General features: G+C 40.3%; 18 protein-coding genes. 11 read left to right on the top strand and 7 right to left on the bottom strand.

What is annotated here, in order from left to right; all coding sequences use genetic code 11:
* The first annotated feature begins 262 nt into the window (after positions 1-262).
* The 5 genes from MK396_RS08530 (at position 263) to MK396_RS08510 (ending at position 5,854) form a co-directional block, all read left to right on the top strand.
* The gene (locus MK396_RS08530; protein WP_049478390.1) at positions 263-1,534 is read left to right on the top strand and encodes an extracellular solute-binding protein; all 1,272 of its coding nucleotides are present in this window, start codon (positions 263-265) and stop codon (positions 1,532-1,534) included.
* Between the two features lie 127 nt (positions 1,535-1,661).
* Positions 1,662-2,954 carry a carbohydrate ABC transporter permease gene (locus tag MK396_RS08525; RefSeq protein WP_268724283.1) on the top strand — a complete coding sequence of 431 codons (1,293 nt, stop codon included), beginning with the start codon at positions 1,662-1,664 and terminating at the stop codon, positions 2,952-2,954.
* Position 2,955: 1 nt separating this feature from the next.
* Positions 2,956-3,798, top strand: a complete 843-nt coding sequence (locus MK396_RS08520) for a sugar ABC transporter permease (RefSeq protein WP_084881636.1) — start codon at positions 2,956-2,958, stop codon at positions 3,796-3,798.
* 259 nt (positions 3,799-4,057) lie between these two features.
* Positions 4,058-4,858, top strand: a complete 801-nt coding sequence (locus MK396_RS08515; RefSeq protein WP_268724282.1) for a DUF1189 domain-containing protein — start codon at positions 4,058-4,060, stop codon at positions 4,856-4,858.
* 9 nt (positions 4,859-4,867) lie between these two features.
* Positions 4,868-5,854: a LacI family DNA-binding transcriptional regulator gene (locus tag MK396_RS08510; RefSeq protein ID WP_268724281.1), complete on the top strand. Its 987-nt coding sequence runs from the start codon at positions 4,868-4,870 to the stop codon at positions 5,852-5,854.
* 33 nt (positions 5,855-5,887) lie between these two features.
* On the opposite strand, the gene MK396_RS08505 is transcribed toward MK396_RS08510, so the two are convergent.
* From MK396_RS08505 to hisS, 5 genes are all read right to left on the bottom strand, one after another.
* The gene (locus MK396_RS08505; protein ID WP_000806300.1) at positions 5,888-6,829 is read right to left on the bottom strand and encodes a YitT family protein; all 942 of its coding nucleotides are present in this window, start codon (positions 6,827-6,829) and stop codon (positions 5,888-5,890) included.
* Positions 6,807-8,612, bottom strand: coding sequence for an aspartate--tRNA ligase (gene aspS, locus MK396_RS08500; RefSeq protein ID WP_268724280.1), 1,806 nt, complete (start codon positions 8,610-8,612; stop codon positions 6,807-6,809). The genes MK396_RS08505 and aspS overlap by 23 nt, the downstream gene beginning before the upstream one ends.
* A gap of 151 nt (positions 8,613-8,763) precedes the next feature.
* Positions 8,764-8,982 carry a hypothetical protein gene (locus MK396_RS08495; RefSeq protein WP_000832176.1) on the bottom strand — a complete coding sequence of 73 codons (219 nt, stop codon included), beginning with the start codon at positions 8,980-8,982 and terminating at the stop codon, positions 8,764-8,766.
* A gap of 17 nt (positions 8,983-8,999) precedes the next feature.
* Entirely contained in the window at positions 9,000-9,641 is a 642-nt protein-coding gene (locus MK396_RS08490) for a CPBP family intramembrane glutamic endopeptidase (protein WP_268724279.1), read from the bottom strand.
* A gap of 221 nt (positions 9,642-9,862) precedes the next feature.
* The gene (gene hisS / locus MK396_RS08485) at positions 9,863-11,143 is read right to left on the bottom strand and encodes a histidine--tRNA ligase (protein ID WP_268724278.1); all 1,281 of its coding nucleotides are present in this window, start codon (positions 11,141-11,143) and stop codon (positions 9,863-9,865) included.
* A gap of 166 nt (positions 11,144-11,309) precedes the next feature.
* Here hisS and MK396_RS08480 point away from each other — a divergent pair, with 166 nt between their 5' ends.
* Positions 11,310-11,651, top strand: a complete 342-nt coding sequence (locus tag MK396_RS08480) for a metal-sulfur cluster assembly factor (RefSeq protein WP_001204052.1) — start codon at positions 11,310-11,312, stop codon at positions 11,649-11,651.
* 174 nt (positions 11,652-11,825) lie between these two features.
* On the opposite strand, the gene ilvD is transcribed toward MK396_RS08480, so the two are convergent.
* Positions 11,826-13,529 (bottom strand): dihydroxy-acid dehydratase, encoded by a 1,704-nt coding sequence (gene ilvD, locus MK396_RS08475; protein ID WP_268724277.1) that lies wholly within the window; start codon positions 13,527-13,529, stop codon positions 11,826-11,828.
* 230 nt (positions 13,530-13,759) lie between these two features.
* Here ilvD and rpmF point away from each other — a divergent pair, with 230 nt between their 5' ends.
* Together rpmF and rpmG are read left to right on the top strand one after the other, a co-directional pair.
* Positions 13,760-13,942, top strand: coding sequence for a 50S ribosomal protein L32 (gene rpmF / locus MK396_RS08470; RefSeq protein WP_000290417.1), 183 nt, complete (start codon positions 13,760-13,762; stop codon positions 13,940-13,942).
* A gap of 15 nt (positions 13,943-13,957) precedes the next feature.
* Positions 13,958-14,107, top strand: coding sequence for a 50S ribosomal protein L33 (gene rpmG, locus MK396_RS08465; protein WP_001265622.1), 150 nt, complete (start codon positions 13,958-13,960; stop codon positions 14,105-14,107).
* 78 nt (positions 14,108-14,185) lie between these two features.
* Here the strand turns inward: rpmG and MK396_RS08460 are convergent, their stop codons facing one another.
* Entirely contained in the window at positions 14,186-14,371 is a 186-nt protein-coding gene (locus MK396_RS08460) for a FanG protein (RefSeq protein WP_082242376.1), read from the bottom strand.
* Between the two features lie 28 nt (positions 14,372-14,399).
* Here MK396_RS08460 and MK396_RS08455 point away from each other — a divergent pair, with 28 nt between their 5' ends.
* The 3 genes from MK396_RS08455 to MK396_RS08445 are packed head-to-tail and all read left to right on the top strand — an operon-like array spanning position 14,400 to position 16,830.
* On the top strand, positions 14,400-15,014 hold the full coding sequence (locus MK396_RS08455; RefSeq protein ID WP_326845829.1) for a CadD family cadmium resistance transporter: 615 nt from the start codon (positions 14,400-14,402) through the stop codon (positions 15,012-15,014).
* 11 nt (positions 15,015-15,025) lie between these two features.
* A complete protein-coding gene (cadX, locus tag MK396_RS08450) occupies positions 15,026-15,364 on the top strand; it encodes a Cd(II)/Zn(II)-sensing metalloregulatory transcriptional regulator CadX (RefSeq protein WP_000711078.1) in 339 nt (112 codons plus the stop codon).
* Positions 15,365-15,414: 50 nt separating this feature from the next.
* Positions 15,415-16,830: a helix-turn-helix domain-containing protein gene (locus MK396_RS08445; RefSeq protein WP_061428479.1), complete on the top strand. Its 1,416-nt coding sequence runs from the start codon at positions 15,415-15,417 to the stop codon at positions 16,828-16,830.
* Positions 16,831-17,009 lie beyond the last annotated feature (179 nt).

The following is a 17,009-nucleotide window of genomic DNA, read 5'->3' as shown; positions in this document are numbered from 1 at the left end:
CAATATCTGCTCTATTTTCTGAAAAATCGAGCAAAATTTACGCAATCGTTTCCCTAATATATTTTCCATTCAAGAAAAACAAACATTTTAAGTTCTTTCCTATATAAAGGCTTTAACAAATGTTTGAAACCTTAAAATTTTTTTAAAAAACTTTTTAAAAAAGCTTGCAACCGTTTTCTATTTGTGCTATACTAGGCTCATAAAAGAAAACGTTTGCGTTTTCTAAATAAATTATACTGTTATTCTTTAGGAGGAATACACTATGTCATCTAAATTCATGAAGAGCGCTGCTGTGCTCGGAACTGCTACTCTTGCTAGCTTACTTTTGGTAGCTTGCGGAAGCAAAACTGCTGATAAAGCAGCTGATGCTAGCTCATCTGAAGCAAAAGAAATCACTTTCTACGTTGAAGACCAATACAAAGCCTACGCTGAAAAAGTTGCTGCAGCTTATGAAAAAGAATCAGGTACAAAAGTTAACATCAAATCAGGTGACCAACTTGGTGGACTTGACAAACTTTCTCTTGACAACCAATCAGGTCAAGCTGCTGACGTTATGATGGCACCATACGACCGCGTAGGTAGCCTTGGTACTGACGGACAACTTTCAGAAGTTACTTTGAGCGACGGCGCTAAAACAGATGATAAGACTAAATCTCTTGTAACAGCTGCTGACGGTAAAGTTTACGGTGCTCCTGCCGTTATTGAGTCACTTGTTATGTACTACAACAAAGACTTGCTAAAAGAAGCTCCAAAAACTTTTGCTGAATTAGAAGAACTTGCTAAAGACAGCAAATACGCTTTCGCTGGTGAAGATGGCAAAACTACTGCATTCCTAGCTGACTGGACAAACTTCTACTACGCATACGGACTTCTTGCTGGTAACGGTGGTTACGTATTCGGACAAAACGGTAAAGACGCTAAAGACATCGGTCTTGCAAACGACGGTTCTATCACTGGTGTCAACTACGCTAAATCTTGGTACGAAAAATGGCCTAAAGGGATGCAAGATACTGAAGGTGCTGCAAACTTGATCCAAACTCAATTCCAAGAAGGTAAAACAGCTGCTATCATCGACGGTCCTTGGAAAGCTCAAGCATTCAAAGATGCTAAAGTAAACTACGGTGTTGCTACTATTCCAACTCTTCCAAATGGTAAAGAATACACACCATTCGGTGGTGGTAAAGCTTGGATCATCCCATCAAGCACTAAGAACCTTGAAGCTGCACAAAAATTTGTAGACTTCCTTGTTTCAACTGAACAACAAAAAGCATTCTACGATGCAACTAACGAAATCCCAGCTAACACTGAAGCTCGTTCATACGCTGAAGGTAAAAACGATGAGTTGACAACAGCTGTTATCAAACAGTTCAAGAACGCTCAACCAATGCCAAACATTTCTCAAATGTCAGCTGTTTGGGATCCAGCTAAAACAATGCTCTTTGACGCTGTAAGTGGTAAAAAAGATGCTAAGACAGCTGCTAACGATGCTGTAACATTGATCAAAGAAACAATCAAACAAAAATTTGGTGAATAATTGAATTCGTTACAAGGGGGGGAGAATACAAATCCCCCTTTGATTTTATAAATTTACGAATGATTGCAGTTGCCTATCTAGTGATTGGAGACAAACTTCAATCTCGTATCCTATGAAAGGAGTATTCATGGAAAACCAACAACCTAGCAAAGCAGCCTTGCTTTCAGTGATTCCTGGGTTAGGACAGATTTACAATAAACAAAAGGCCAAAGGTTTTATCTTCCTTGGTGTTACTGTTTTATTTGTTCTGTATTTTCTAGCACTTGCAGCCCCTGAATTGCACAATTTGATCACTCTTGGTGACAAGCCAGGTCGTGATAATTCCCTCTTTATGCTGATTCGTGGTGCCTTCCATTTAATCTTTGTAGTCGTTTATGTGCTCTTTTATTTCTCAAATATTAAAGATGCACATACAATCGCAAAACGTATTAACAATGGAATTCCTGTCCCACGTACTTTTAAAGATATGATCAAAGGTATTTATGAGAATGGTTTCCCATACCTTTTGATTATCCCATCGTATGTAGCGATGACCTTTGCGATTATCTTTCCTGTTATCGTAACCTTGATGATCGCCTTTACAAACTATGACTTCCAACACTTGCCACCAAACAAATTGTTGGACTGGGTTGGTTTAACGAACTTCACAAATATCTGGAGCTTGAGTACCTTCCGTTCTGCCTTTGGTTCTGTTCTTTCTTGGACCATTATTTGGGCCTTGGCTGCTTCTACCTTGCAGATCGTCATTGGTATCTTTACAGCAATCGTTGCCAATCAACCATTTATCAAAGGAAAACGTATTTTCGGTGTTATTTTCCTTCTTCCTTGGGCTGTCCCAGCCTTCATCACTATCTTGACATTCTCAAATATGTTTAATGATAGTGTTGGTGCTATCAACACACAAGTCTTGCCTCTTTTGTCTAAGGTCCTTCCTTTCCTAGATGGAGCTCTTATCCCTTGGAAAACAGATCCTACTTGGACTAAGATTGCCTTGATTATGATGCAGGGTTGGCTAGGATTCCCATACATCTACGTTTTGACCTTGGGTATCTTACAGTCTATTCCTAACGACCTCTACGAAGCGGCTTACATCGATGGTGCCAATGCTTGGCAAAAATTCCGCAACATCACTTTCCCTATGATTTTGGCTGTTGCAGCACCAACATTGATCAGCCAATACACCTTCAACTTTAACAACTTCTCTATCATGTACCTCTTCAACGGCGGAGGTCCTGGTAGCGTTGGTGGTGGAGCCGGTTCAACCGATATCTTGATCTCATGGATTTATCGTTTGACAACAGGTACATCTCCTCAATACTCTATGGCGGCAGCTGTTACCTTGATTATCTCAATCATTGTCATCTCTATCTCTATGATCGCATTCAAGAAACTACACGCATTTGATATGGAGGACGTCTAAGATGAATAACTCAATCAAACTCAAACGTAGACTGACTCAAACCCTCACTTACCTCTACTTGATTGGCTTATCAATCGTCATTATCTATCCACTTTTGATCACCATTATGTCAGCCTTCAAGTCTGGTAATGTCGTAGCCTTTAAACTAGATGCTAACGTCGACTTTAGCTTTGCCAACTTCCAAGGGCTCTTCACTGAAACCTTGTACGGCACTTGGTATCTCAATACCTTGATTATTGCCTTGATTACCATGGTTGTTCAAACAAGTATCATCGTACTTGCTGGTTATGCTTACAGCCGTTACAACTTCTTGGCTCGTAAGCAAAGTTTGGTCTTCTTCTTGATTATCCAAATGGTGCCAACCATGGCCGCTTTAACAGCCTTCTTCGTTATGGCACTTATGTTGAACGCCCTTAACCATAGCTGGTTCCTCATCTTCCTCTACGTTGGTGGCGGTATCCCGATGAATGCTTGGTTGATGAAAGGCTACTTCGACACAGTACCAATGTCTCTTGATGAATCAGCAAAACTAGATGGTGCAGGACACTTCCGCCGCTTCTGGCAAATCGTTCTCCCTCTTGTTCGCCCAATGGTTGCGGTACAAGCCCTCTGGGCCTTCATGGGACCTTTCGGAGACTATATTCTCTCTAGTTTCTTGCTTCGTGAGAAAGAATACTTTACAGTTGCCGTTGGTCTACAGACCTTTGTCAGCAATGTGAAAAACTTGAAGATCGCCTACTTCTCAGCAGGTGCTATCCTCATCGCGCTTCCAATCTGTATTCTCTTCTTCTTCCTACAAAAGAACTTTGTTTCAGGACTTACAAGTGGTGGCGACAAGGGATAATCTATCCCCGCCACCCTTTTTCATTTTATACTCTTCGAAAATCTCTTCAAACCACGTCAGCTTTATCTCCAACCTCAAAGCTGTGCTTTGAGCAACCTGCGACTAGCTTCCTAGTTTGCTCTTTGATTTTCATTGAGTATTAGAAATTGTTACTGTAAATAATATTCTTGCAACAAGCAATTTATCTCCTAGACTTGAAATAAAGCACATTTCTCTATATAATAATACTCATATAGAAAACACTTTTAGAAAGATGCCTATGCTTCCATATCCATTCTCGTATTTCTCTAGTATCTGGGGATTTCGTAAGCCCCTATCAAAACGTTTCGGCCTCAACTGGTTTCAGCTTCTCTTTACGAGCATTTTCCTCATCAGCTTGTCTATGGTTCCGATTGCCATTCAAAACAGCTCACAGGAAACGTATCCACTGGATACCTTTATCGATAATGTTTATACACCGCTGACAGATGAAGCCATCATGGACTTGTCAGAGAATACACAAATCGTTGATGGAAAGCTGAACTACTCAGGTACGAAGAATCATCAGCCTTCTCTTTTAATTGGTCCAAGCCAAAGCAAGGAATTTCCAAAGGACTTGCAACTTCATTTTGATACGGAAGAACTCGTCATCAGCAAGGAAAGTAAGGAACTGACTCGCATTCGCTACCACGCGATTCAAACGGAGAGTTTCCAGAGTAAGGAAGATCTAACCCAGGCCATTTCTAAAGATTGGTACCAACAAAATCGGGTCTATATCAGTCTCTTTCTCGTTCTTGGTGCTAGCTTCCTCTTTGGATTGAATTTCTTCATTGTCTCTCTTGGAGCTAGTCTTCTCCTTTATATCACCAAAAAATCACGCCTCTTTTCATTTAGGACCTTTAAAGAGTGCTACCATTTTATCTTGAACTGTTTAGGATTACCCACTCTGATTACGCTTATTTTGGGACTTTTTGGCCAAAATATGTCAACCCTTATCACTGTACAAAACATTCTTTTTGTTCTTTATCTGGTCACTATTTTTTACAAGACACATTTCCGTGATCCAGATTATCATAAATAGGAGATTTTTATGCCCGTGACGATTAAAGATGTGGCTAAGGCAGCAGGTGTCTCACCTTCCACTGTTACCCGCGTCATTCAAAATAAATCAACGATTAGTGATGAAACCAAAAAACGAGTTCGCAAGGCTATGAAGGAACTCAACTACCATCCCAACCTCAATGCTCGTAGCTTGGTAAGTAGCTATACTCAGGTTATCGGCCTGGTGCTTCCTGATGACTCGGATGCCTTTTACCAAAATCCTTTCTTCCCATCTGTCCTACGAGGGATTGCCCAAGTCGCGTCTGAAAACCACTACGCTATTCAGATTGCAACAGGAAAAGATGAGAAAGAACGTCTCAATGCGATTTCTCAGATGGTTTATGGCAAGCGTGTTGACGGTTTGATTTTCCTCTACGCTGAAGAAGAAGACCCTCTGGTCAAACTAGTAGCCGATGAGCAGTTCCCTTTCCTAATTCTCGGAAAATCTACTTCACCCTTTATCCCTCTTGTTGATAATGACAATGTACAAGCTGGCTTTGATGCAACAGAGTATTTCATCAAAAAAGGATGCAAACGAATTGCCTTCATCGGAGGAACCAAAAAACTTTTCGTAACACAAGATCGTCTAATGGGTTATGAGTTAGCTCTTAAACGATACCAACTTCCTATTGATCCAAATCTGACCTACTTTGCGACCGAATTTCTTGAAGATAATGGTTATCGCTTTAGTAAACTTCTCTTCGAGCATGATCCAAATATTGATGCTATTATTACTATTGATAGCCTTCTTGCTGCAGGGGTCTGTGATTACATCGCAAAACACCAACTGGATGTCCCTGTCCTCAGCTTTGACTCGGTCAACCCTAAACTGAACTTGGCAGCCTATGTGGATATCAATAGCTTAGAACTCGGGCGCGTTTCCTTTGAAACCATTCTCCAGATTATTAACGATGCCAAAAACAATAAACAGATTTGTTACCGCCAGTTGATTGGACACAAAATTATCGAAAAATAAAGACCAGCCTCAAGGCTGGTCTTTTGAGTATTATTAATTGTCTGTTTCTACGAATCGTCCTAGGATGTGGACATTTTCGGATACAGAGACAAAGGCTGTCGGATCGACCTGTTTCATGATGTGTTTAAAATCATTAAACTCTGCTCGCGTGATAACCGTAATCAAGACTGCTTTTCTCTCATGATTATAGGTTCCTTCTGCATCGTGGATCATGGTTGCTCCGCGGTGCAATTTTTTATGGATTTTTGCGATTACCTTGTCAGGATTATTGGTCACAATCATGGCCTGCATGCGTTTTTGCTTTGTAAAGACCGCATCTGTCACACGGCTCGATACAAAAATGGTGATCATAGAGTAGAGGGCGTATTTCCAACCAAAGGTCAATCCTGCTATCAGCATAATCGTCCCATTCACCAAGAAAGAAATACTACCGACATTTCTCCCTGTTTTCTTTCGAATGGTGAGACTGACGATATCTGTACCTCCGCTAGAAATATTGTTACGGAGCGCAAAACCAATCCCCAAGCCCATGACAACACCCCCAAAAAGGGCATTGATGATGGGATCCTCTGTCAGGGTCACAACTGGCACAAGCTGGATAAAGAGGGAACTCATGGATACTGTGATAAAGGTAAAGATTGTAAACTTATGCCCAATCTGATACCAAGCCAAAATCATCAACGGAAAATTGATAGCATAAAAGGTTAGCGATATCGGAATGTAAAAACCAAACCAGTGATTACTCAAGGCAGAGATAATCTGTGCCAGACCTGTCGCACCACTGGAGTAAACGTGTCCTGGTTGAAAAAAGAAATTGACTGCTACTGCTGACAAAAAGCCATAAACCAGAGAAGCCGATACCTTCTCATCATATTTTTCCCGAGAGATACTTTGTAAAACTCGTAAGATTTTTATCTGATAAGCAAAGCGGCGCAGATAATAGCGCCACCGCTTAATTCGTTTTGCTTGTTTCATCTTCTTCTACTTGTAAGCTGAGTTCCTCTAGTTGTTGGAGAGCGACTGTTGATGGAGCTTGTGTCATTGGGTCGGTTGCCTTATTGTTCTTAGGAAAGGCAATGACTTCACGAATATTTTCTTCTCCTGCTAAGAGCATCACAAAACGGTCAAGACCGATCGCCAAACCACCATGTGGTGGGAAACCATAGTCCATGGCTTCAAGAAGGAAACCAAACTGGTCATTTGCTTCTTCAGCTGAGAAACCAAGAGCCTTGAACATGCATTCCTGCAAGTCTTTTTTATATATACGAAGACTACCACCACCAAGCTCATAACCATTTAAGACAATATCATATGCGACTGCATAAATTCTCTCAAGGATACTTCCTTTTTCTTTGGAACAACTTTGTAAATCGTTCTTATAATATTTTAGTTTTTTTGCAGAATCCCTATCAGGAAGGGTAAATGGATGGTGGGCACTCATATAACGGCCTTCTTCTTCTGACCATTCAAACATTGGCCAGTCAACAACCCAAAGGAAGTTAAATTTATCGTTATCAATCAAGCCAAGCTCTTTGGCAATACGTCCACGAAGGGCACCTAGTGTTGCATTCGCCACTTCAAGCGTATCCGCCACAAAGAGAACCAAATCCTTATCTTCAAGACCAAGTGCTGCAGTCAAATCTGCTTGGATCCCAGTCAAGAACTTGGCAACTGGTCCGTTTAATTCTCCATCAACCACCTTGACCCAAGCAAGACCTTTGGCACCGTATTGTTTGGCTACTTCAGTCATCTTGTCAATGTCTTTACGTGAGTAGTTATCTGCTGCGCCTTTGACTACAATGGCTTTAACAGCAGGTGCTTCTGAGAAGACTTTGAAATCAACACCCTTGACAACTTCTGTCAAGTCCTGAAGCAACATGTCAAAACGAGTATCGGGTTTGTCAGAACCGTAAAGAGCCATCGCGTCATCATACTTCATACGAGGGAATGGAAGCGTTACTTCGATGCCTTTTGTTTCCTTCATCACACGCGCAATCAAGCCTTCTGTAATATCTTGGATTTCTTGCTCAGTTAGGAAAGACGTTTCCAAGTCGACCTGAGTAAACTCAGGCTGACGGTCTCCACGCAAGTCTTCATCACGGAAACATTTGACGATTTGGTAGTAACGGTCAAATCCAGCATTCATCAAAAGCTGTTTTGTGATTTGTGGGCTCTGAGGAAGAGCGTAGAAATGCCCTTTATTGACACGAGATGGAACCAAATAGTCACGCGCCCCTTCTGGTGTTGACTTAGAAAGGAATGGTGTTTCCACATCAATAAACTCCAACTCGTCCAAGTAGTTACGGATAGAATGAGTCACCTTGGCACGAAGTTTGAGATTTTCCAACATTTCTGGACGACGAAGGTCGAGGTAACGGTAACGCAAACGTGTATCGTCATTTGCCTCAATCCCATCTTTAATCTCAAAAGGTGTTGTTTTGGCTGTATTCAGCACTGTCAAAGCTGTCACGTTCAACTCAACCACACCAGTCGGCAATTTATCATTGGCTTGCTCACGCGCAGCGACTTGTCCAGTCACCTCGATGACAAACTCACTACGAAGGCTTTCAGCTGTTGCCATGACCTCTGCAGATACTTTTTCAGGGTTGATAACCAACTGCATGATTCCTTCACGGTCACGAAGGTCGATAAAGATCAAACCACCAAGGTCACGACGACGGCCAACCCAGCCTTTCAAGGTCATTTCTTGTCCGATGTGTTCCTCACGAACACGACCAGCATACATACTACGTTTCATGTTTTCTCTCCTCTTTTATTCTGTTACTATTTTACCATAAAAGCGCAGGCTCTTCATGAAAATCATCAGAAAAGTTTGATTGTCTTTAGAAATCAAAACGAACAGACAAAAAATCCGATGAAAACGTCATCGGATTCTCTGATTATGATTCTTAACCTTTTTTACGCTTTTCGGCAATCTCAGCTGCCTTTTTAGGTAGAACAATCTCCGTAGCATAAGCCGAAGCAAAACGCAAGACACCTGCAATAGGCGCAAAGACAACTGCTAGATAGTTGTAAAAGAAGTCGCCTTTAAAGGCATAGGCAAGCGCCCCGATGATAAAGAAGAGAACGACCGCCTGTATCACTGCTAATAAAATTACTCGTTTCATGTGACCTCCTGACTCTATTATAGCATGAGTATCATCAAAAAGCCGATTAAATTATTCAAAGCGTGTAAAGAAATGCTATAAAGAAGGCCTTTTCGACTCACATAAGCCAGACCCAAACTCAATCCCAGACTGGCATAAACTAAAAACTGTTGCAAAGTCCCTGGAAAATGAATCAAGGCAAAAAGCACACTCGATACAAGGAGAAACAGAGCTGTCTGTTTCATGTTGCCCTGCTTAGGAAAGAGATAGCGCGCCAGCATTCCTCTAAAGATGACTTCTTCCGTCAAAGGAGCAAAGACCACTACCATAAAGAAACCAAAGACAGGCTGAGCCAATGTCAATTGTGATACAGTCTGTTGATTGACCGACGGATCATCTGGTAAAAAGAACTGGGCTACAATCGCCACTAGCAAAACCAGGGTTGGCAACCAAATATAACGATTAAAAACCGTTGTATGGATGCTAACTTTTTCTGTCTGATACCATCTGTAAACTCCATAAACATAGGCCCCTGACAGGGCTATATAAAGTGGCAAGACTCCAAAGATCGAAGCCCCTAGGTCAAGCGCTGATAAAGCCATACTCTGAACCAAACCATAGCCAAAGAAAAAGGATAAAACAACTAGAAGAAACCAGCCAAGATTTTTAAGTAATTTCATATGGGCCTCCTATTTGAAATGAAGTCTTACTATTGTTATTTGCATCATTTTGATAAAAATGTGGAATACAGTCGCAACTAAAAGGGCTAATAAGCGAATTCCTCTTGCAAAAATAGAAACGGTAGTAATGGTTTTATAAAGATATTTTTGAGCAAGTAAGAGCAATGTTAATCCTAGGAAAAAGAGGGTCAAGAATAAGATCCTGACCAGTTTGTCTGTCATTAAAATCCTAATTTTTCAAAGACTTGAGAAAAGTTCTGGTTGATAGTATCCAGTGATACTTGAACTTCTTCTCGTGTTTGGTTGTTCTTGACTGTCACTTGTCCGCTTTCGACTTCACTCTCTCCTAGGGTGATGAGGGTCTTAGCCGCAAAGACATCGGCTGACTTGAACTGAGCTTTGAGTTTACGGTTGAGGTAATCACGCTCTGCTTTGAATCCTTGTTGGCGAAGGGCTTGTACTAATTCCAAGGCCTTAACATTTGCTCCTTCACCCAAGACTGCGATATAAACATCTAGAGCGTTTTCGATAGGGAGGGCCACACCTTGCTTTTCAAGGATAAGAAGCAGGCGCTCTACACCAAGGCCAAATCCAAATCCAGCAGTTTCAGGACCACCAAAGTAAGAAACCAAGCCATCGTAGCGACCACCCGCACAGACTGTCAAGTCATTACCCTCAATCTCAGTGATAAACTCGAAAATGGTGTGGTTGTAGTAGTCCAGACCACGCACCATATTGGTATCGATGATATAGTCTACTCCGAGAGTTTCCAACATCTGACGCACGGCATCAAAGTGAGCCTGGCTTTCTTCATCAAGGAAGTCCAAGATAGACGGAGCATTCTCCACTGCCACCTTGTCTTCTTTTTCCTTAGAGTCCAAGACACGAAGAGGATTTTCCTCCAAGCGACGTTGGCTATCCTTAGACAAGGTCTCCTTGAGTGGTGTCAAATAGTCAATCAAGGCCTGACGATAGGCCGCACGGCTCTCAGGATTTCCAAGAGTGTTGAGGTGCAATTTAACACCTTGGATGCCGATTTCTTTCAAGAAATGAGCTGCCATAGCGATGGTTTCCACATCGGTAGCTGGATTGCTTGAGCCAAAACACTCAACACCAATCTGGTGGAACTGGCGCAAACGACCTGCCTGTGGACGCTCATAGCGGAACATAGGGCCCATGTAGTAAAATTTGCTTGGCTTTTGCACTTCTGGAGCGAAGAGTTTATTTTCCACATAAGAACGGACAACTGGCGCAGTTCCTTCTGGACGAAGGGTGATATGACGATCACCCTTGTCATGGAAATCATACATTTCCTTGGTTACGATATCCGTTGTATCTCCGACAGAGCGACTGATGACCTCGTAGTGCTCAAAAATAGGCGTGCGCACTTCTGCATAGTTATAGCGCTTGAAAATTTCACGGGCAAAGCCCTCAACGTACTGCCACTTGGCAGATTCAGCAGGTAAAATATCCTGCGTTCCTTTTGGTTTTTGTAATTTCATAGGGAATCCTCTTTAAACTTAATAGTCTTATTTTACCATAAATAAAGGGATTAAAACAGTGAGAGTAGAAAATCTCAAGAGAGTCTTTTCAGAAAATTCATCAAAAACTTGCTAAATTGTCAGAATTATGAGAAAATAGAGGATATTTATCAGGTGGAGGGAAGTAATGAGAGACGATATCAAAATCAATGACCGGGCTTTGGCCTTGCAAGACCAAATTATTGAAAAACTAGAGAAGGTTTTTGATACAGATGTGGAATTAGATGTTTACAATCTGGGCTTGATTTATGAAATCAATCTGGACGAAACAGGTCTCTGCAAGATTGTCATGACCTTTACTGACACTGCCTGCGATTGCGCTGAAAGCCTGCCTATCGAAATCGTCGCAGGTCTGAAACAAATCGAGGGTATCGAAGATGTCAAGGTTGAAGTCACCTGGTCACCTGCCTGGAAGATTACACGAATCAGTCGCTACGGCCGTATTGCCCTGGGACTACCACCTCGTTAATACTCTTCAAAAATCTCTTCAAACCACGTCAGCTTTATCTCCAACCTCAAAGCTGTGCTTTGAGCAACCTGCGCCTAGCTTTCTAGTTTGCTCTTTGATTTTTATTGAGTATAAGCAGGCAAATCACTTTTGAAGATAAAAAGAAGCAAGCCGAAATTGGCTTGCTTTTTGAGTTTACTTTTTACCTGACTTGTCCATATTCCAGAAGTCTGTCACGGCTCCGCGTGAAGCGGATGATACGATGTGGGCATATTTACCAAGGACGCCACGGCTGTAAAGTGGTGGCAAGGTTGTTTCTGCCTTACGTTTTTCAAGTTCTTCTTCCGATACGGCCATGGAAATTTCTTTGGTATCTTGGTCAACCGTAACGATATCACCTGTACGAAGGTAGGCAATTGGTCCACCATCCTGAGCTTCAGGGGCGATATGTCCAACAACCAGACCATAAGTACCACCAGAGAAACGTCCGTCTGTCAAGAGGGCAACCTTGTCTCCTTGACCTTTACCAACGATCATGGATGAAAGTGACAGCATCTCAGGCATACCAGGACCACCCTTAGGTCCAACGAAACGGACAACGACAACATCGCCATCAACGATTTCATCTGTCAGAACGGCCTGAATGGCATCTTCTTCTGAGTCAAAGACTTTAGCAGGTCCAACGTGACGACGCACTTTAACACCTGATACCTTAGCAACCGCGCCATCAGGGGCAAGGTTCCCGTTCAAGATGATAAGCGGACCATCTGCACGTTTTGGATTTTCAAGTGGCATAATGACTTTTTGACCTGGTGTAAGGTCTGCAAAATCAGCCAAGTTTTCAGCGACTGTCTTACCAGTACATGTGATGCGGTCTCCATGAAGGAAACCATTTGCCAAGAGGTATTTCATAACCGCAGGGACACCACCGACTTCATAGAGGTCTTGGAAGACATACTGACCAGATGGTTTCAAGTCGGCCAAGTGAGGCACACGTTCTTGGATCGTATTGAAGTCCTCAAGTGACAAATCAACATTGGCAGCATGGGCAATGGCAAGCAAGTGAAGAGTGGCATTGGTTGACCCACCGAGAGCCATCGTTACAGTGATGGCATCTTCAAAGGCTTCACGAGTTAAGATGTCTGATGGTTTGAGACCGAGCTCCAACATCTTAACAACAGCACGTCCTGCTGCTTCGATATCTTCTTTCTTGTCAGCTGATTCAGCTGGGTGAGATGAAGAACCTGGTAAACTCATACCTAGAACTTCGATAGCAGTCGCCATGGTATTAGCAGTATACATACCACCACAGCCACCAGGGCCAGGGCAGGCACTACATTCAAGACGTTTCACGTCCTCAGCTGTCATGTCACCATGGTTCCATTTTCCGATACCCTCAAAAACAGAAACCAAGTCAATATCTTTGCCATCAAGATTGCCCGGTGCAATGGTTCCACCATAGGCGAAAATAGCTGGGATATCCATATTGGCAATGGCAATCATAGAACCAGGCATGTTCTTGTCACAACCACCGATAGCGACGAAGGCATCGACGTTGTGACCACCCATAGCCGCCTCGATGGAGTCCGCGATGATGTCACGAGATGTTAGAGAGAAACGCATACCAGGCGTTCCCATGGCGATCCCGTCTGCTACGGTAATAGTTCCAAACTGTACCGGCCAGGCGCCCGCAGATTTGACACCTTCTTTAGCCAATTTCCCAAAATCATGCAAGTGAATGTTACATGGTGTATTTTCCGCCCAAGTTGAAATCACTCCCACAATCGGTGTTTCAAAGTCCTTATCTGTCATACCAGTCGCACGAAGCATAGCACGGTTTGGTGATTTCACCATGCTGTCATAAATGCTACTGCGGTGACGTATATCTAATTCAGTCATCTTATCCCTCCCGTTTCAGTTTTTACTATTATAACACATTTTAAAGGCAATGAACAGAATAAAATTCTTGAATTTTCAGAAAATTTCGATTAATCTGGTTAATGACCTTTTAATTTTTTCATCTTTTTTTGTCAAGTAACTTTACTTTACAAAAAAAATGTGTTATCCTAGTATGGTTGATGAAAATCAGTAGATTGAATCGAATTTAAATACCTAAAGGAGAAATCAAAATGGCAGTACCTGCACGTCGCACCTCAAAAGCGAAGAAAAACAAACGTCGTACACACTACAAAGTAACAGCTCCATCTGTAAACTTTGACGAAACTACTGGAGATTACTCACGTTCTCACCGTGTATCACTTAAAGGATACTACAAAGGACGTAAGATCGCTAAAGCTGCATCAGCTGAATAATAGAAGGGAGATACCATGCGCGTAAATATCACACTTGAACACAAAGAATCTGGTGAACGCTTGTACCTTACTTCTAAAAACAAACGTAACACTCCAGACCGTCTTCAATTGAAGAAATACTCACCAAAACTTCGCAAACACGTTGTGTTTACAGAGGTGAAGTAAGGGTTTCAGTACACGTCAATAGACGTCAAAATATTGATTTAAAGTGATTTTTGATTTTTTGAAACTCATTATATCGCACTACAAATCAATAAAAACTCTACCTTTTACTCTACCTTTTTTAGATAAATATATCATCTGGATATTGAAGTTAAGCCCTGCTATCATTTCGATGGCAGGGCTTTTTAATATTTGGTACACTAACGCCTTATCTATATTTTGGTGAATTTTAAGTTGACATCTACAAAGTTTAATGTTAAAATACATTCAAAAATATATTTGAATGAGGTGTTTTATGATTCAAAATGTTGTTACTTCAATAATACTGTATTCTGGGACAGCCGTAGACTTACTTATTATCCTAATGTTATTTTTTGCCAAAAGAAAAAGCAGAAAAGACATCATTAACATCTATTTAGGACAATTTCTAGGCTCTGTTAGTCTAATATTGCTAAGTTTACTTTTTGCATTTGTCTTAAATTATATTCCTAGTAAAGAGATTTTAGGTTTGCTCGGTTTGATTCCAATTTTCCTAGGACTCAAAGTTTTGCTTTTAGGAGATTCTGATGGAGAAGCTATTGCAAAAGATGGTTTGCGCAAAGATAATAAAAACCTGATTTTTCTAGTCGCTATGATTACTTTTGCAAGTTGTGGTGCTGACAATATTGGTGTTTTTGTCCCATATTTTATTACCTTAAATTTAGCGAATTTGATAGTGGCTTTACTTACCTTTCTAGTCATGATTTATCTCTTGGTTTTTTCTGCCCAAAAATTGGCACAAGTCCCTTCTGTTGGAGAAACTTTGGAAAAATATAGCAGATGGTTTATTGCCGTTGTTTATTTAGGACTGGGGATGTATATCCTGATTGAAAACAACAGCTTTAACATGCTATGGGCTGTGTTAGGCTAGGAGAAAAAATTATGAAAAAAGATAGTATCTGTCAAGTGGATGTTATAAATCAACAAAATGTTACAACCGCAACGAACTACCTTGAAAAGGAAAAAGTCCAAAAATCACTTCGCATTTTATCAAAATTTACCGATAATAAACAGATAAATATCATCTTTTATCTCCTTGCTGTTGAAGAACTCTGTGTCTGTGATATAGCCTGTTTACTAAATCTCAGTATGGCATCTGCCTCCCACCATCTTCGTAAACTAGCCAATCAAAACATCTTGGACACTAGAAGAGAGGGGAAAATTATATATTATTTTATAAAAGATGAGGAAATCAGAGATTTTTTTAATCAACTAGGATAACAACTATTTTTACTACTTTCTACTTTTCCATGATTATAGGGGGATTATATATGAAATTTTTTGAAGAAAATTATTCACAAGAAATACCTACTCGTATCAAAAATTTAAGAAAAAAATACAATATTACACAAAGCGAACTAGGCAATGCAGGTCAAGTTAGTCAAGTTGAAAGTGGTAAGCGACCAATTACGAGTTCGATGTTAGTTTATTTAAATGCTCTAACCGCTTCGAGCTATACGTATATCGTTTTTGGAGAGTTAGATGAGTTTATTGAGAATCTGTTTCATTATTTTTTCAGTTCTATTTTATATAGAGATTTAGAGGCTGTAGATGAAAAACTATATTCTTTCATGAGTGATGATTTAATTTCAATCCAATCAAGTTGTCTAAGTATTGCCAAGACATTTGCAAATTTCAATATTCAAAGAAAAAGATTTATGATTTCTACTGAAACTGAAATGGATACTTTTCACAAGAAAGATGACATTGACGTATGGGTTGGTGGAAAAAGTTATAACCCCGCTAGAAGTTTTAGAACCCGTACCATCAATGAATTGACTGTCATTGATTTTGAAGAAATGTTTGATATTCTTTGGTTGATGTTAGGGGATAATTTAATTAAATCATTTGAAGTTAATGTCTGTGGTATCCTATTTGAATTAGGCGGAAATGACATACCCTCAACATTTAGGCAAGAAAACATTGATCCTCTCATCAATAAATGGTGGTATGATAATGTTTCGACAGAAATTATCCCTAATCTAATAAAAAAACTCAAAGAAAATCCCTTGTTTAATATCGGATTTATGGTAAATGATATATTAGAAAGAATGTATAAAGAGAATATTCCAAAATCTTACCTTACATCCGTCCCGTTAGTTATTTCTCAAAAAGGAAGAACAACCTCTTCGTTTAGTATGACTGGTGGTCAACAAATAGATGGAGTAAAATTCAAACAGATATCTGAGGACTGTATGAAATTACTCAGTCAAGGTAAGGATATCACAGAGTTATATCAAAAATATTCTAAAGAAGAGTTGGCAAATCTAGGCATTAATATTTATCAATCCAATGATATAGAAAGGACTGAGGAAAGAACTTTTGATGAAATTATCAGTTGGGTTTCCAACCCTTATGCAACAAGACCAATTCAAGAAAGGCACACTATTCAATTAGAGCCAACAAGATTTTCACTAGAGGATAAGAAACGTATTGAAAAAATTGCCTCTCAGGGAATAAACGACATCGACCTTGTTGATTTAGTTGAACTCTATGATATCAATTTAGATAATACAAATGTCACTCGCTATATTGAGGGATTATTGACGAATAATACACAAGTAACATACTATTTCCAAGAACAATTAAACGAGGAATTACTCGCAATGGCTTCGGCTTTAGATAGAGTTCAACAAGCATTTATTAAACTATTAAGCGAAGAAGAGATACGAAAATTTGCTCTTTAAAAACTAGGTGAATCGCCTAGTTTTTTTTTGCACTTCGTTTTACAAATTAGTTTATTGAAGTAAAAAAAGAAGTAAAAAATAAAAGAACATTATGCCTTATACTGAATATATCAAGAAAAACTCTTGATAAAAATTTTAATAGTCCAAATTGATGGCCATCAAAGGACAGATTGAAACAA

It is taken from the genome of Streptococcus oralis (assembly GCF_026782235.1).
Lineage (GTDB): Bacteria > Bacillota > Bacilli > Lactobacillales > Streptococcaceae > Streptococcus > Streptococcus oralis_CC.
The sequence above is the reverse complement of the archived record's forward strand: the minus strand, read 5'-3'. Positions and strand labels throughout refer to the sequence as shown.

Coding starts and splice junctions, on each gene's coding strand:
- MK396_RS08530 (WP_049478390.1), top strand. CDS start 263: ATGTCATCTAAATTCATGAAGAGCGCTGCTGTGCTCGGAACTGCTACT.
- MK396_RS08525 (WP_268724283.1), top strand. CDS start 1,662: ATGGAAAACCAACAACCTAGCAAAGCAGCCTTGCTTTCAGTGATTCCT.
- MK396_RS08520 (WP_084881636.1), top strand. CDS start 2,956: ATGAATAACTCAATCAAACTCAAACGTAGACTGACTCAAACCCTCACT.
- MK396_RS08515 (WP_268724282.1), top strand. CDS start 4,058: ATGCTTCCATATCCATTCTCGTATTTCTCTAGTATCTGGGGATTTCGT.
- MK396_RS08510 (WP_268724281.1), top strand. CDS start 4,868: ATGCCCGTGACGATTAAAGATGTGGCTAAGGCAGCAGGTGTCTCACCT.
- MK396_RS08505 (WP_000806300.1), bottom strand. CDS start 6,829: ATGAAACAAGCAAAACGAATTAAGCGGTGGCGCTATTATCTGCGCCGC.
- aspS (WP_268724280.1), bottom strand. CDS start 8,612: ATGAAACGTAGTATGTATGCTGGTCGTGTTCGTGAGGAACACATCGGA.
- MK396_RS08495 (WP_000832176.1), bottom strand. CDS start 8,982: ATGAAACGAGTAATTTTATTAGCAGTGATACAGGCGGTCGTTCTCTTC.
- MK396_RS08490 (WP_268724279.1), bottom strand. CDS start 9,641: ATGAAATTACTTAAAAATCTTGGCTGGTTTCTTCTAGTTGTTTTATCC.
- hisS (WP_268724278.1), bottom strand. CDS start 11,143: ATGAAATTACAAAAACCAAAAGGAACGCAGGATATTTTACCTGCTGAA.
- MK396_RS08480 (WP_001204052.1), top strand. CDS start 11,310: ATGAGAGACGATATCAAAATCAATGACCGGGCTTTGGCCTTGCAAGAC.
- ilvD (WP_268724277.1), bottom strand. CDS start 13,529: ATGACTGAATTAGATATACGTCACCGCAGTAGCATTTATGACAGCATG.
- rpmF (WP_000290417.1), top strand. CDS start 13,760: ATGGCAGTACCTGCACGTCGCACCTCAAAAGCGAAGAAAAACAAACGT.
- rpmG (WP_001265622.1), top strand. CDS start 13,958: ATGCGCGTAAATATCACACTTGAACACAAAGAATCTGGTGAACGCTTG.
- MK396_RS08460 (WP_082242376.1), bottom strand. CDS start 14,371: ATGTATTTTAACATTAAACTTTGTAGATGTCAACTTAAAATTCACCAA.
- MK396_RS08455 (WP_326845829.1), top strand. CDS start 14,400: ATGATTCAAAATGTTGTTACTTCAATAATACTGTATTCTGGGACAGCC.
- cadX (WP_000711078.1), top strand. CDS start 15,026: ATGAAAAAAGATAGTATCTGTCAAGTGGATGTTATAAATCAACAAAAT.
- MK396_RS08445 (WP_061428479.1), top strand. CDS start 15,415: ATGAAATTTTTTGAAGAAAATTATTCACAAGAAATACCTACTCGTATC.